The sequence below is a fragment of the Arcobacter caeni genome (genome assembly GCF_003063245.1).
Lineage (GTDB): Bacteria > Campylobacterota > Campylobacteria > Campylobacterales > Arcobacteraceae > Aliarcobacter > Aliarcobacter caeni.
In genome coordinates this window covers 15,752-29,937 of record NZ_MUXE01000011.1, presented here as the reverse complement: position 1 = coordinate 29,937, position 14,186 = coordinate 15,752, and the positions used below count along the sequence as shown (strand labels likewise).

Genomic DNA, 14,186 nt, shown 5'->3' with positions numbered 1-14,186 from the left:
ACAATATAATTAATAAATGAACATAAAAAAGATATTTTCAAAAGATTTAATAGTTGTTGCACTATTTGTTGCAATATTATTAATTATAATAGTACCTTTACCAAAAGAAATCCTAGATTTCTTTTTGGTAATATCTCTATCAATTTCTATACTTATTTTGTTAATATCTTTATATATTCAAAAACCCTCAGACTTAACAACTTTTCCAACACTTATTTTAATATTTGCACTTTTTAGGCTGTCTTTAAATATTGCTACAACAAGATCTATTTTAAGTCAAGGACATAATGGAGTAGACGCTGTAAGTTCAATTATTGCTGCGTTTGGAGAGTTTGTTGTTGGTGGAAATATGGTTATTGGTATTATTATATTTATTATTTTAGTACTTATTAATTTTATGGTTGTAACAAAAGGTGCTACAAGGGTTGCTGAGGTAACTGCTAGATTTACACTTGATTCTATGCCTGGTAAACAAATGGCTATTGATGCGGATTTAAATGCTGGATTTATTGATGATAAAGAAGCTCAGGAAAGAAGAAGAATCCTAATTTCAGAAGCAAGTTTTTACGGAGCGATGGATGGATCTTCAAAATTCGTAAAAGGTGATGCAGTTGCAGGTATTATCATTACGATGGTAAACTTAGTTGGAGGAATATTAATAGGTCTTTTTCAACATGATATGAGTATTAATGAAGCTGGAGAAGTTTACACTATTTTAACTATTGGAGATGGATTAGTAGCTCAAATTCCTGCACTTATTTTATCAACTGCAACTGCTATTATTATTACCCGGTCTAATATGGATGAAGAAACTTTTGCTAATCAATCTATTTCTCAATTAGTAAAAGATAGTAAATCATTAATTTTACTAGGAATTGGCTTAGTTTTATTTGGGTTTATTCCAGGTTTCCCAACTGGTATTTTGATGGTAATGGGTTTTTTAATGATATTTACAGGTTATGTAATAACTATGATAAATGATAAAAAAGATAATGCACTTACTCGATTCTTTAAAACAGATGCTATTAAACCAAAAGTCGTTGATGATGTTAATGCATTAAAAGAAAGAAAGAAAAGTATGTCGGTTGCTGATGAATCTCAAACTATTGAAAATATAATGAAATTAGAAGTTTTAGAACTAAAACTTGGAATTCGATTATTACAATTAGTTCAAGGAAATTCAGAATTACTTGATAAAATTAAAGCAATACGAAAAACAATAGCTAGTGAATTAGGTTTTGTAATACCACAAATAAGAATCTCAGATGATGCAAATTTAAATCCAAATGAGTATCAATTATATTTAAAAAGAATTCCACTTGTAAAAGGAAAAGTTGAAGTAGATAAACTTCTTGCAATGGGCGGATTAGCAAATGAAAAACTAGAAGGATTAAAGGTAAAAGAACCTGTATTTAATCTTGATGCGACTTGGATTTCAACAGAATTAAAAGAAGAAGCCTTAATGAAAGGATTTACTGTTGTAGATGCACCAACAATTATTTCTACACATATCTCTGAAATTATTAAAAAACATGCAGAAGATATTATTACAAGACAAGATATTGTAGATATTATTGAAAGAATTAAAAAAGATTTCCCTATTGTAATTGATGAAGCTATGAAAGTTACTTCTTATGGTTCATTATTAAAAGTTTGTAAAGATTTATTACATGAAAAAATTCCAATAATTGATATGTTAACAATTATTGAAGCAGTGGCTGATATTGCTGAGTTTACTAAAGCTCCTGAGATTTTACTTGAACATGTAAGAGCTAAACTTTATAGACTTATTACTCAAAAATATAAAGATACAGACGGAATTTTACACATTATTACAATAAAACCTGAACTTGAACAGCAGTTTATTGGAAAACTTCAAGAGCATCATGGAGTTTCTCAACTGATGATTTCAATAGCAGAAATTAATAATTTAGTTACAAAAACAAAAAAACTTTTAGATGATATAGAAGCAAAAGGTTTTTCTAAAATTACAATGGTTGTAGATCCAGTTCTACGAAAAAGAATATCAGAAATTTATGAAAAATTTGGTTTACAAGTTTCAGTTTTATCACATGCTGAATTGGATTCAAGAGCAAACTTCGCAATTGAGGGAACTTTAGAATTCTAAAGAATATAAAAATAATAAAGATATAAAAATATTTTAAGGTTATAAAAATTGAGTTTAAATAATAAAGTTGCTTGTCCCATGGATTGTTATGATGCATGTCAAGCAGAAATAATAGATGAAAATATAAAAGGTTCAAAAGAACACGAAACTACAAATGGAAAACTTTGTATAAACTTTGCAAATTTATTAAAAGAAGAAAATCTAAAAAATTCAATTTTTAAGCAAAAGCAAATATCATTAAAAGAGTCTTTGGATATATTAGTTGATAAATTAAAAAATACAAAGCCAGAGAAAACACTTTTTTATAAAGGAAGTGGAAATATTGGTGTTATGCAAAATGCGACAAAAAACTTTTTTACGCAATATGGTTCAACTTTAACAAAAGGAAGTTTGTGTGATGGCGGTGGAGGAACAGGAATTGAAATAGGGCGAGGAAATGTAGTTAATCCTCCTCTTCAAAAACTCCTTGATGCAGATATTATAGTAGTTTGGGGAAGAAATTTTTCAGTTACTTCATCTCATTTATACAATCTTGTAAAAGATAAAACCTTTGTGACAATCGATCCTGTTTGTACAGATATTGCAAAAAAATCTAAAATCTATATGCAAATAAATCCAAAAACCGACCATGAATTAGCACTTCTTTTTACAAGATTTGCATATATGCAAGATTTAGAAGATAATGAATTTATTGAAGAATTTGGAAGTGGAGCTGATTGGTTTTTTGATGTTGCAAGAAATAGACCTATTGTTTCTTATGAATCAACAACAGGAGTTCCTCTTACTTTAGTAAATGATTTTTTTGATTTGATTGAAGGTAAAAGTGTTGCTATTATGTTAGGACTAGGTGTTCAAAAATATTTTGAAGGTGCTCAAATAACTAGATGTATTGATTCATTTGCTGCTTATATGGGTTATCATAAAAAAGAAGCAGGTGGAGTTTGGTACTTAAGTGATTCTGCTTTTGGATATAAAAATCAATTTGAAACAAAAGGAACAAATAAAAAAGTTTCAATTCCAACAGTTGATTTTGGCTCTTATGATTTGGTTTTTATTCAAGGCGCAAATCCTGTTGTATCAGCTCCAAATACTCAAAAAGTAATAGATGGTTTAAAAAAGAGTTTTGTAGTTTATTTTGGAACAACTTTAAATGAGACTTGTGAATATGCAGATTTAATAATTCCATCAAGTTCGTTTTTATCAAAAAAAGATGTTAGATTATCTTATGGTCATGAGTTAAAATCAATTTCACATGTGGTTAAATTAAAAGATGAAAATACAATAAGTGAATATGAAATTACAAGCTTTTTAATAGAAGAGTTTAACTTAGAGAAATTAAAAACAGAAGATGAAGTTATTTCTTATTATGAAAATCATAAACCGATTTTAAAAGATTTTGATACTTTTGAATTTATTGAAGATATAGATATAGAACCATTATATAAAGAAAAAAAAGATGATAATTTTTACTATATTACAGGGAAAAGTAAAAATTCATTAAATTCACAATTTGCAAAAGATGATTTTGTTTATTTACATTCATCTACAAATTTTAAAAATGATGATGTAGTAAGAGTATCTTCAAAATATGGAAATGCAAATTTTATTGTAAAAATAGATGATAATATAAAATCAAATTGTGCATTTTTCTTTACGGGAAATAAATATGCAAACTATCTAACTCCAGCGTTAGAAGATGAAGTTTCTAATTCTGCAATGTATCAAGAAGTGTTGGTTCAAATTGAATTATCGTAAACTTTTTTTACAGCATAAAATAATAAGAGATTTATCGTTGGTGCAATTTATTGCATATTTTGGTGCATGGTTTTCAAATGTTGCTATATATACTATGCTTGTGGATTTTGGTTCGAGTGAAATGGCAATTTCAGTTGTAACTGCAATGCACTTTTTACCAGCTATTTTAATTGCTCCATTTTCAGGTGCTATTATTGATAGAGTAAAGATAAAACCTTTGATGATTACTCTTTTGGCTACAGAATTATTAATGACAATTTTATTTTTAACAATAGATGATAAAAGCCAACTTTGGCTTTTGATGATTTTTATTTTCATTAGAATGAGTGCAGCATCTATGTTTTTTTCAACTGAAATGTCACTTTTAGCAAAGCTGTTAAGAGGAAAACCTCTTCAAATGGCAAATGAGATTCACTCAATAATTTGGTCATTTACTTATGCTTTTGGTATGGCAATTAGTGGATTTGTAGTAAATTCTTATGGAATAAAAGCAGCTTTTGTAATAGATGCTTTTATATTTTTTACTGCTTTAATGATTTTTATAAAAATAGATTTTGTAGTAAAGGCAAGTACTACAAGTGATAAAATTCTTCAACTTATAAAAGATGGATTTATTTATATTAAAAACAATAAAATTATTTTACATTTAATATTTCTGCACTCTTGTGTTGGACTTACTTCTTTTGATGCACTTATTACTATTTTAGCGAAAAATGAATATAAATATATCATTTCTGTTCCTTTGGCAATTGGATTATCAAATGCAACTAGAGCTGTTGCTTTAATGTTTGGACCTATATTTATCTCAAAATATGTTACAAAAGAGAACTTGCACTATTTAATGATTTTTCAAGGATTTGCAATAATTTTATGGGGATTTGTTCAAAATGATTTTTATATTTCTTTGATAGCTTTATTTGTTGTGGGTTTAAGTACTACGACTTTATGGTCATTTACTTATGCTTTATTACAAAATAATTGTGATGAAAAATACATAGGAAGAGTTATTTCATACAACGATATGTTATTTATGTTTTCATGTGTACTTACAACTTTGTTTATAGGATTAATGGCAAGTTTAACTTCTGTAGATATAATTACTATTCTTTTGGGAGTATGTTTTTTTGCTTTTGCTTTTTATTACACAAGGATTTTAAAATGGATATAAATGAAAAAGTTTTGTTACTTGCAATATTAAAAAAAGAAGAAAATGAGTCTTTAAATGATGTTGTATTAAAACTAGAAAATACTGGATTGTTCAGTTTAAAAGAGGGAAAAAAGCTACTAAAGAAGCTCAAAAATGAACAATTTATTGGTGACTCTTTTTTAACTTTTAAAGGTGATGTAATGGCAAAAAGTGTTGAACAAGAATTTAAGATATAAAAAGGGAAATAAATGATTTTAGATTACAAAGATATAAACGATTTAAATAGATATAAAATTATGTCAGGAACTGTAATTCCAAGACCAATTGCTTGGATTGTAACAGATGATAATGGTGTTTTAAATGCTGCACCTTTTTCTTATTTTATTCCTATTTCTTCAAACCCAGCACTTTTACTTGTAGCAATTGGGCAAAAAGATGATGGAAGTCCAAAAGATTCTTTGGCAAATATTTTAAAAACAAAAAAAGCAACTATTTGTTTTGTAAATAAAGACAATGTTGAACAAGTTCAAAAATGTGCAATACAACTAAAAAAAGATGAAAGTGAAATTGAAAAATTCGAAATTGAAGTAAAAGAAATTATGGATGGATTTCCTCCTATGATTGCTAGCTCTCAAAGTGCAATGTTTTGTGAATATTATGATACTTATGAAATAAAAGGAGATATAACGCCTATTATTTTAGAGTTAAAATACCAATATATTGATGATGATAGAATTAATGAAAGAAATCATATAAATGTAGAAAATATCGGAAGATGTGGCGTTGCTTTTAAAGCTTTAGTTGATTTATAATTAAAAGGCTAAAATAGCCTTTTAATATTTTTACTGTTTATACAGCTGTATTTCCACAATGTCCACATTTTTTTGCAGCAACTGGAATTTCCATAGCACATTCACTACAAACTTTTGTTTTAGCAACTACAATATCTTCCTTTTTTAGTTTATTATATGATTTGATAAACATAAACATAACAAAACCTAAAATTACAAATGAAATCGTATCATTTACAAATAAACCAAATTTAATAGCAGGAGCTCCAACTTTTTCTAAATCAGCTAATGTGGCATAAGAATTTCCATCTAATGATATAAATAATTGTGAAAAATCAACTCTTCCAAGTAATAATCCAATTGGAGGCATAATTATGTTTGTCACAAGTGATTTTATTAATGTTGCAAATGCAGCTCCAAAAATAAATCCAACTGCCATATCAACAACATTTCCTTTTATAAGAAAGTCTCTAAACTCTTTTAACATATTTTCTCCTAATGTTTTTTTGAATTATAATCAAAATATCTTTATTGATAATAAAATAATGAGTTGGTAACCAAATTGTAAGAAAAGGAAGATATATTGCTGAAAATTTTTAGAAGGTAAAAAATGAGTAATTTAAAACTACAAAATAAGATATTTTTAATATTGTTGCTTCCCATTGCTGCAATATTAATTTTATCTTTTAATTCGGTTTATGATAAATATCAAAAAAATTTAGAAATGAATGAGAGTTTAGAATATCTTTATTTTTTGAAAAATATTTCATCTTTAATTCATGATTTGCAAAAAGAGAGAAGTATCTCAATCCTTTTTTTGGAAAGTTACGCAAAAGAGTTTGATAGTGAATATAAAAACCAAATTATTAAAAGTGATGAATCAATCAATAAATTAAATAATTTTTTAAAAGGATACACTTTTTCAAAAAATGAAGAATTTACTAAAAGAATTTCTAATTTCGAAAAAAGTATTAAAAATATAATTGAAATAAGACAAAAAAGTATAAATTTACAAATTAGTAAACAAGATTTAGAAAAAAACTATACTTCTGAAATAGACAATTTGACATATTTTATAGATGAATTACTTAGTTATTCAAATATTGGGAATTTGTCAAAATATTCACAATCATATATTGCTTTTAATAAATTAATTGAAAAATCATTTAATGAAGAAGAATATATTAGAAATATTTTTAATGTTGGAAATATTACAGGAGATGATTTTAATAGTTTTATAAGTTCTGTTTCAAAACAAAATTTGTATTTAGAAATTATAAAAGAGAATATTTTTAAAGAAAAGTTAGAAGATTTAAAGAAAATATATTCATCAAAAGATTTTGAACAGATGGATAATATGAGAAAAGTGATATTTCTAAAAACTCAAAAAAATGATTTTATGCTTAAAATAAAAGAATTTAGTGGTTATGGTGGTTTGATTCATTTTTATAAAGATTATTTAGAAACAAAAGATGAAAACTTGGTAAATAAAATACAAGCAAAACACTCTTTGGTTTTAAAAGTAATTAAAACTTATGAGAAATTTGAATCAACAAGTAACGAAGAAAAAGAGTTATTAAAACAAATAAGAGATACTTTTGATTTAATTCTTTTAAATACAAGTGAAATTTCTTCTAAAGAAAAAATTGATAATAAAAAAGCAATAAATGCAATTGATAAATTATCAAATAGCATTTATGGAATAGATTTAAATTGGAAACAAAGCTCAAATAATAAATTAATGATGTTGATAAATCAAGAAAATAATCTATTTGATAATCTAATTTTATATGTAAATGATGAAATATCAAATTTTAGAAATCAAATAATGTATGAATTACTTTTTATAACAATCTTAATCTTAACAATAATCTTTAGTATTGTTTTGATGACTAAAAAACTAGTTTTATCAATGAATAAATTTCAAGTTAATTTAAATGAATTCTTAGCATATTCAATGAAAGAAAAAGATGATGTAATATTGCATGATATTCAAGGAAATGATGAATTTGCTATTATGACAAAAGAAATGAATAAACAAATTATAAAAATTGAACAAATACAAGAACAAGATAAAAAGGTAGTTTTAGAGATTTCAGATGTAATGGAAAAAGTTAATAATGGATTTTTTGAATATACTATAAAACAAAAAGCAGTTACAAAAGATATAGAAGATTTGAGATTTATTATAAACAAAATGTTAAATAGAACAAAACTAAAAATTGACAATATAAATCTTTTATTAAATAGTTATAGTCAATCAAACTATTTATTCAAATTAGATGAAGTCCAAAAAAGAGGAATGTATGGAGATTTTGGCACATTGTGTACAGCAACTTTACTTTTAGGACATTCATCATCTGAATTAATTGCAATGATTACAAATGCTGGAATGGAACTTGAAAATAATACAAATATTTTAACTATTTCTTCAAATGAACTTGCTTTATCTTCAAGTGAACAAGCCAGTTCTTTGGAGCAAAGTTCAGCAGCTTTAGAACAAATAACTTCAAATATAAAAAATAATAATGAAAATATGAATCGGATGATGAAAATAGCAAATGAAGTAAACGAAGCTTCAAATATTGGAAGTAACTTTGCTCTTAAAACTTCAACTTCTATGGATGAGATAAACGATAAAGTAAAAGCGATAAATGAAGCAATTACTATAATTGACCAAATAGCATTTCAAACAAATATTCTTTCATTAAATGCAGCCGTAGAAGCAGCAACGGCTGGAGAAGCAGGAAAAGGATTTGCAGTCGTAGCAGCAGAAGTGCGAAATCTTGCAAATAGAAGTGCAGATGCAGCAAAGGAAATAAAAAATTTAGTTCAAAGCGCAAGTGTTAAATCAAATGAAGGTAAACAAATAGCTCAAGATATGATAATAGGATATGAGAGCTTAACTTCAAAAATTACTCAGACAAAAGATATTATACAAAGTGTTACGCAATTTAGTAAAGAGCAAGAAATTGGAATAGTTCAAATAAATGAGACAATCTCGAGATTAGATACAGCAACTCAAAAAAATGCTTCAACTGCTTTGAATATAGATACTTTATCAAAAGAAGTTTCTAAATTATCAACTAGATTATTGCAAATTACAGCTCAAGCAAAAATAGATAAGAAATATTATGAAATGGTTGAAAATATTGATTTAATGAAAGAAATTTCAAAATATAAAAATGATCATATAAGTTTTAAAAAAAGATATTTCTCAACTTTAGATACATTTGAAAATTGTACAGTTTTAGATTGTAAATCTTGTGATATGGGAAAATGGATTACTCGTTGCGAGAATGAAAAAAAGGATTTTACAAAAGTAAAAGAGTGGGAAATACTAAAACAAAATCATGAGGATGTACATCAAAATATTCAAGTTTATATGGATAATAATGCCAAAAAGATAGAAAATAAAATTTTAAGAGAAGTATCTGCTTTTGTTGAAGATTCTACAATAAAAGTTTTTGATAGTTTAAATGATATTTTATATATTGATTCTTTAAAAGCTAAGAAAAATATATAGTTATATATATTGCTATATAATTCTATATAACTGTATATATTTAATATTCAATAAAACAAAGCAAAAAGCCTTATTTTATTGAACATATTGATGAAGTTTTGAACATTGTCCTAAATAAATATCCATTCCACACATATCATTCATAATATCTAAGAAACTGTGTGCATGGGCATTATAAACATATACAAAAATCTCATCACCTTTTTTCAGAAAGTTATGTTTTCCAAATTCTGTATAAGCTGTGGCACCAGCTGCTATTAAAATACCTTTTGCATTTTTTGCATCAAACATAAATTGAGTTAACTCTTCTAATGGTCCACAATCTTCTTGAGTATTTAATTTATGAATCATCCAATCTTTTAATTGATGAAAGAAATAACTGTATGATTTTACAGCACTTGTTGTTCCATAATCATAAACAATTCCATCTCTTTTGATAAATGAAGAGATATGATATTTACTTAAAATTCCTTTTTCAGTAAAGTTATCAATTTCGATAATATCTTGAGAAATACCTTTTGTATTTGTTCCCCAGTTTTTTTTAGTACTTAATTTTTCACCATTATTTACTCTTATAGAACAGTCATTAAAGGCTGAAAAATATTTGGGAATAATATCAACTACTTTTCCATCTTTATATTCAAAATCACAAATCAAAGCAACTTCTGCTTCAACTTGGAGATTTTCATTTTCTCTTCCATGTGTTAAAATGATTTCATCACATATTGGATAAGTTCCTAAAAAACTATTATGGTCTTTTATATAAAAAGGAAACATTCCTTTTGGGGCATCTTTTTCTTCGGTTTTAATTACTGCAAATTCATCAGCTTCACCAGCTTCACCTAAGTGATTAGCAAAATTTCCAGCAACAGCAAAACCCAAATAATCTTTTAAATCATCTAATAACATTTTATTATTTTCCTATGTATTATATTATTGCTTGAAGAATAGCATTTATTGTATTGTCTTAAAGTCAAAAATCGAATATAGTTTATTAGTATAAGAATTATTTTAGAAAAGAGATAATACAAAGTTATAATTAAGCAGAATCACAAAAGGCAAAAGCCTTTTGCAATTTAAATTAAATTGTTCTCCATTTAGCAGGACCAGTTGTATGAATTGAAACACCTTGCGTATCAACAGCTACAGTAACAGGCATATCTTTTACATCAAATTCATAAATTGCTTCCATACCAAGTTCTTCAAAAGCTAAAACTTTTGCAGATTTGATTGATTGAGAAATTAAATAAGCAGCTCCACCAGTTGCAATTAAATAAATAGATTTATACTCTTTAATTAAATCAATAGTAGGTTGTTTTCTTTCAGCTTTTCCAATCATTCCCATGATTCCAATTTCCATCATGTCTTTTGTAAATTTATCCATTCTTGTAGATGTAGTAGGACCAGCAGGTCCAACAGCTTCATCCCTTACAGGATCAACAGGTCCTACGTAATAAATAAATCTATCTTTTAATTCAACACCATTTGGAAGTGCTTTCCCAGCATTTTTGTACTCAACGATTTTTTTGTGAGCTGCATCTCTTGCTGTTAAAATTTTTCCAGAAAGTAATAAAGTATCACCTGATTTAAATTGAGATAAATTCTCTTTTGTTAAATCTGCAATATTTACTCTTTTAATAGTATCCATTGGAAGTTCAATATCTGGCCATAAATCTAAATCTGGTCTTTCAAATACAGCTGGACCATTTCCACCTTTTAATTTAAAGTGAATATGTCTAGTTGCAGCGCAATTTGGAATCATAGCAACAGGAAGTGATGCCGCATGACATGGGTAATCTAAGATTTTAACATCTAAAACAGTTGTTAATCCACCAAGTCCTTGAGCTCCAATACCAACTTTGTTAATATCTTCATAAAGTCTTAGTCTTAATTCTTCTAATGCGTTTTGAGGACCTCTAGCTTTTAGCTCATGAATATCAACATGACCCATTAAAGACTCTTTTGCTAATAACATTGCTTTTTCTGGATTTCCACCAATACCAATTCCTAAAATTCCAGGAGGACACCAACCTGCACCCATTTCTCTAACATTTGCCATAACCCAGTCATAAACTGAATCACTTGGATTTAATACTGCAAATTTAGATTTATTTTCACTTCCACCACCTTTTGCAGCAACTGTAATATCTAATTCATCAGAATTATCAACAGTAACATGAATAACAGCAGGAGTGTTATCTTTTGTATTTGTTCTTTTTCCAGCAGGATCTGAAACTACAGAGTATCTTAAAGTATTATCAGGATTAGTATAACCTTTTGCAACACCTTCGTTTAATACATCAGCTAACTCTTTTGTTAATTCAAGTTTAGCATTTAAACCAACTTTGATAAAAATATTAACACTTCCTGTATCTTGACATAAAGGTCTATGCCCCATTGCACACATTTTAGAGTTTATTAGAATTTGTCCAATAGCATTTTTAGCAGCTTCACCTTTTTCTACTTCATATGCTTCAACCATTCCTTTTACGAAATCTTCTGGGTGAAAATATGAAATATACTGACAGGCATCAGCAATACTATCTATAATATCTTGTTGTTTAATTACTTTCATTTTTTTCCTTTTACTTTAGAAATTTAATTATTATACCAATGCACAGATGAAAAAAATCTTTTTTTATTAAATAAAAGAGATTTTATTTAATATAAGTGTGAACTTTTCTCATTTAAAAAAAGTTTAAATTGTAGAAGATAACTAAAGACCATTTGGTCTTTAGTTAAAAGGATTAAGAGAAGAATCTTTTTACTACTTCATCTTGTAATTTTGTTCCAGAGAAGTTTGCTCTTTGAACTAATTCCCAAAAATATCTGTAAGTTGCTCTATCGTGTAATTCACCGTCATATTGAATTGGTCCCCACTCAGCATCTTGAGCTGCTAATAAAATATTTTGTGCAGCTTCTAATTCAGTAAAATCTGGTTTCATTGCATCAACAATAGCTTGAACTTGAGTTGGGTAAATTGACCACATTCTCATAAATCCGAACTCATTTCTTGCTTTTTCTGCATCTTTGTAAGTTTGGTACGGGTTTTTTAAATCAAGTGTAACATTATGACAAGGAATAATATGATTAGAAAGTGCCGCTTGAACAACTTTAGCTTTAGCAGCAGCAATTAATCTATGTTCAAATTGACCTGGACTTCTCATATTAGAAGCAGGAATTGCACCTTGGTAACCTGAAACAAAGTCCATTAAACCAAAATCTAAAACTTGTACCCAAGGTAAAGTTGCAGTTTTTTCAACATCTCTTAAAGCACCATGAGTTTCAATTAAAACATGGATTGGGATTTCTCTTTTAATACCAGCTTTTTTTGCAGTTTCTTGGATATATTCAACTTGAGTTTTTGCATCTTCGTAAGAAGTTGATTTTGGAATAGTAATATATGCTAATTTTTCTCCAGCACCTGGTACTAAAATATCAATATCTTGTCTCCAATCTGGATGATCAAAATCGTGAATTCTTGTCCCTGCCATTGCATAAGGGTTTGCATCTGAATTTACAACTCTTACAATCATTTGCGCATGTGCAACTTCTTTACCAGTTTCAGCTCCATCTTCACAATCACAAGTAATATCAAAAACAGGTCCTAGTTTTTTTTGCATTTCAAAACCTTTTAAGATTAGCTTTTCGCTACCTGCAAAGTGTTCGCATGATGGAATGATTGGTAAGTTGTCTCCAGAACCAAATAGTGCTTCATTAGGGTGTGTCATATTATTTCCTTTTGTTAAATTTAAATTTTATTATTTTTTTTCAGTTTTTTTCTTTGGAATTACAACTGTATAATCCAAATCAAGAACAACATTTGGTAAATATTTACCATCTTCACTTTTTGGATTTTCAATCTCTTTAGAAACTTGGTTTTTAATAGCCACGGTTCTAAGTCTTAATAATCCAATATCTTCTCTATTTACATCTATTGTTTCAATAACTTCTGTATATGCATAAATAGTATCACCTGCATATGTAGGGTTTGCATGAGCTCCACTATTAATAGCATAAACCCATTGTGCATTTTGTAAACCATTAAAAGAAAGAGCTCTTGCCATTGAAATAATGATTCCACCATACATAAGTCTTTGACCCATCGGTGAACTTTTCATCATATGGTCATTAAAATGTACTTTTGCATTGTTTTGATATAACTTTGTTGCTAATGTATGATCACTATTATCAATAGTAATTCCCTCAGGGTGATTTAATCTCTCACCAGCTTCATAATCTTCAAAGAAATATTTTCCACCACTTGCATCTGTATCTATAGTTTTGATTGTTGGAATATTTATTACATCTGCAATTGGTGTTGTTTTTGCAAAAGTTGGAACTTCGTTAATATTTGATAAAGTCTCTTTATCTTTTTTATGAACCATAACCCATCTTTTGAAATTTAAAACTTCTTCACAATTTTGATTTACACCAATAGAGTGAACATAAACAACTCCACTTTTACCATTTGAATTCTCTTTTAATCCAATTACAGTTGATGTCATAGAAACTGTGTCACCAACGTAAACTGGATTAGGAAAAGACATCTCTGCATAACCTAAGTTTGCAATTGCATTTAAAGATACATCTTGAACAGATTTTCCAAATGTTAGGTGAAACATTAACATATCATCAATTGGTTTTTTAGAATATCCCATTTCAATTGCAACTGTATCAGAAGAGTGCAGAGCAAATCTTGAACCAGTAAAAGCGATGTATAAAGATACATCACCATCACTTATTGTTCTAGGAAGTGGATGAACTATTTTTTGTCCGATTGAAAAATCTTCAAAAAAGTTACCAAAATTAATTTTATTGCTTATTTTTGACAAATTT

General features: G+C 27.5%; 11 protein-coding genes. 6 read left to right on the top strand and 5 right to left on the bottom strand.

Going from position 1 to position 14,186, the window contains the following annotated elements; all coding sequences use genetic code 11:
* Positions 1 to 16 precede the first annotated feature (16 nt).
* From flhA to B0174_RS08115, 5 genes are read left to right on the top strand one after another with little or no spacing between them, the layout of a single operon-like run.
* Entirely contained in the window at positions 17 to 2,128 is a 2,112-nt protein-coding gene (flhA, locus tag B0174_RS08135; RefSeq protein WP_108559522.1) for a flagellar biosynthesis protein FlhA, read from the top strand.
* Positions 2,129 to 2,176: 48 nt separating this feature from the next.
* The gene (locus tag B0174_RS08130) at positions 2,177 to 3,883 is read left to right on the top strand and encodes a molybdopterin-dependent oxidoreductase (RefSeq protein ID WP_108559520.1); all 1,707 of its coding nucleotides are present in this window, start codon (positions 2,177 to 2,179) and stop codon (positions 3,881 to 3,883) included.
* A complete protein-coding gene (locus B0174_RS08125; protein WP_108559518.1) occupies positions 3,825 to 5,051 on the top strand; it encodes an MFS transporter in 1,227 nt (408 codons plus the stop codon). Before B0174_RS08130 ends, B0174_RS08125 begins: the two co-directional genes overlap by 59 nt.
* A complete protein-coding gene (locus B0174_RS08120) occupies positions 5,042 to 5,266 on the top strand; it encodes a hypothetical protein (protein WP_108559516.1) in 225 nt (74 codons plus the stop codon). The genes B0174_RS08125 and B0174_RS08120 overlap by 10 nt, the downstream gene beginning before the upstream one ends.
* A gap of 12 nt (positions 5,267 to 5,278) precedes the next feature.
* The gene (locus tag B0174_RS08115) at positions 5,279 to 5,842 is read left to right on the top strand and encodes a flavin reductase family protein (RefSeq protein ID WP_108559515.1); all 564 of its coding nucleotides are present in this window, start codon (positions 5,279 to 5,281) and stop codon (positions 5,840 to 5,842) included.
* Positions 5,843 to 5,879: 37 nt separating this feature from the next.
* On the opposite strand, the gene mscL is transcribed toward B0174_RS08115, so the two are convergent.
* Complete coding sequence (gene mscL, locus B0174_RS08110; RefSeq protein ID WP_108559513.1) at positions 5,880 to 6,308, bottom strand: large conductance mechanosensitive channel protein MscL; 429 nt, start codon at positions 6,306 to 6,308, stop codon at positions 5,880 to 5,882.
* A 123-nt stretch (positions 6,309 to 6,431) separates the two neighbouring features.
* Here mscL and B0174_RS08105 point away from each other — a divergent pair, with 123 nt between their 5' ends.
* A complete protein-coding gene (locus B0174_RS08105) occupies positions 6,432 to 9,347 on the top strand; it encodes a methyl-accepting chemotaxis protein (protein ID WP_108559510.1) in 2,916 nt (971 codons plus the stop codon).
* Between the two features lie 75 nt (positions 9,348 to 9,422).
* On the opposite strand, the gene B0174_RS08100 is transcribed toward B0174_RS08105, so the two are convergent.
* From B0174_RS08100 to B0174_RS08085, 4 genes are all read right to left on the bottom strand, one after another.
* The gene (locus tag B0174_RS08100) at positions 9,423 to 10,256 is read right to left on the bottom strand and encodes a DUF5718 family protein (protein ID WP_108559508.1); all 834 of its coding nucleotides are present in this window, start codon (positions 10,254 to 10,256) and stop codon (positions 9,423 to 9,425) included.
* 172 nt (positions 10,257 to 10,428) lie between these two features.
* Complete coding sequence (locus B0174_RS08095) at positions 10,429 to 11,922, bottom strand: fumarate hydratase (protein WP_108559506.1); 1,494 nt, start codon at positions 11,920 to 11,922, stop codon at positions 10,429 to 10,431.
* A gap of 172 nt (positions 11,923 to 12,094) precedes the next feature.
* Complete coding sequence (locus tag B0174_RS08090) at positions 12,095 to 13,078, bottom strand: HpcH/HpaI aldolase/citrate lyase family protein (protein WP_108559504.1); 984 nt, start codon at positions 13,076 to 13,078, stop codon at positions 12,095 to 12,097.
* Between the two features lie 30 nt (positions 13,079 to 13,108).
* Entirely contained in the window at positions 13,109 to 14,182 is a 1,074-nt protein-coding gene (locus B0174_RS08085) for a MaoC family dehydratase (RefSeq protein WP_205663512.1), read from the bottom strand.
* Positions 14,183 to 14,186: the final 4 nt, after the last annotated feature.